We start from the raw sequence: 1552 nt of genomic DNA, 5'->3' as shown, positions 1-1552 counted from the left end.
CTGCTCCTGGGTGCGGACCCGCTGCGCCCCGTGGACGAGAACCACCTGGCCTTCCTCCGGCTCGTCGCGGCGCACGTCGACGGGGCGCTGGTCGCCGTCCGCGCGTCGGCGGACGAGCGGGACCGGGTGGCCGGGATGGGCAGGCTGGACCGCACCAAGACCGAGTTCTTCACCGGCGTCAGCCACGAGTTCCGCACCCCGCTGTCGCTGATCATGGGCCCGCTCGAGGTCCTGCGCGGCTCGCCGGACCCGGTGGTCCGCGAGGAGGCGGGTGTCGCGCACCGCAGCGCGCAGCGGATGCTCAAGCTGGTCAACACGCTGCTCGACGTCTCCCGGCTCGAGGCGGGCCGCACCGACGCCACGTTCGCCCCGGTCGACCTCGGCACCCTCACCGCCGAGCTCGCGGCGCTGTTCGTCGCGCCCACCGAGCGCGCGGGGCTGCGCCTGGAGGTCGACTCGCCGCCGTGCGAGCGACCCGTCTGGGCCGACCAGGACATGTGGGAGAAGGTGGTCCTCAACCTGCTGAGCAACGCCCTGAAGTTCACCTTCGAGGGCGGTCTGCGGGTGACCACGTGCATCGAGGGCGAGCGGTTCGTGCTGGAGGTCGCGGACACCGGCACGGGCGTGCCCGCGGTGGAGGTCTCCCGGCTGTTCGACCGCTTCCACCGGGTCCGGGCCGCGCGGGCGCGCTCGCGGGAGGGCAGCGGCATCGGGCTGGCCCTGGTCCGCAACCTCGTCGAGGTGCACGGCGGGACCGTCGAGGTGTCCAGTGTGGACGGCTCCGGCACCACCTTCACGGTCCGGCTGCCGCTGGGGTTCGCACACCTGCCCGTCGAGAACATCACGATCGGCAAGCCCGCCGCCACGCCCCACCCGCGGCCGGAGACGTTCGAGCCCTTCGTGGCGGAGGCCCTGCGCTGGACCCCCGCGCAGGTGGAGGCGCCGGGCCCGTTGCCGCCGGAGCTGCCGGACACCCCGAGCGGCCGGGTGCTCGTCGTGGACGACGACCCGGACATGCTGGAGCACCTCAGCAGGCTGCTGAGCGCGAACTGGTCCGTGCAGGCCGTCTCGGACGGCGCCGCCGCACTGGAGCTGGCCAGGGCCGATCCGCCGGACCTCGTCGTGGCGGACGTGATGATGCCCGAGCCCGACGGCATCGCCCTGCTCCGCGCCCTGCGTGCCGACGCCCGCACCACCGGGAGGCCCGCGGTGCGGGCGAGGAGGCGGCCGTCGAGGGCCTCGCCGCGGGGGCGGACGATTACCTCGTCAAGCCGTTCTCGGCTCGCGAGCTCCTCGCCCGCGTCGCGAACCACCTGCACCTCGGCCGGGTCCGGCGGGCCGCGGAGCTGCGCTTCCGGGCGATGGCCGACTCCACACCCGCCCTGATCTGGGTGGACGACGCGGGCGGCCACCGCGTCTTCGTCAACCGCGGCTGGCTGGACTTCACCGGCGCCGATCCCGGCTCCGAGCTGGGGCTGGACTGGCGCGAGCGGATCCATCCCGACGACCGCGAGCGCTACCGCTCCGTCGTCGCCGCCGCCACCCGCGCCGG

Annotated in this window: 2 protein-coding genes; both read left to right on the top strand. The window is 74.7% G+C overall.

Annotated features, from left to right (window positions below; genetic code table 11):
* Positions 1–1386: ATP-binding response regulator (locus tag H5J29_RS32190; RefSeq protein WP_220188203.1), on the top strand; the 1386-nt coding region annotated here is incomplete at its 5' end.
* Positions 1362–1552 (top strand): PAS domain-containing protein (locus H5J29_RS32185; RefSeq protein ID WP_181784683.1); only part of this gene is annotated, 191 nt, incomplete at its 3' end. The genes H5J29_RS32190 and H5J29_RS32185, both read left to right, overlap by 25 nt.

Source organism: Pseudonocardia pini, from assembly GCF_013870575.1.
In the GTDB taxonomy this organism is placed as follows: Bacteria; Actinomycetota; Actinomycetes; order Mycobacteriales; family Pseudonocardiaceae; genus Pseudonocardia; species Pseudonocardia pini.
This window is presented reverse-complemented; position numbering and strand designations above follow the sequence as displayed.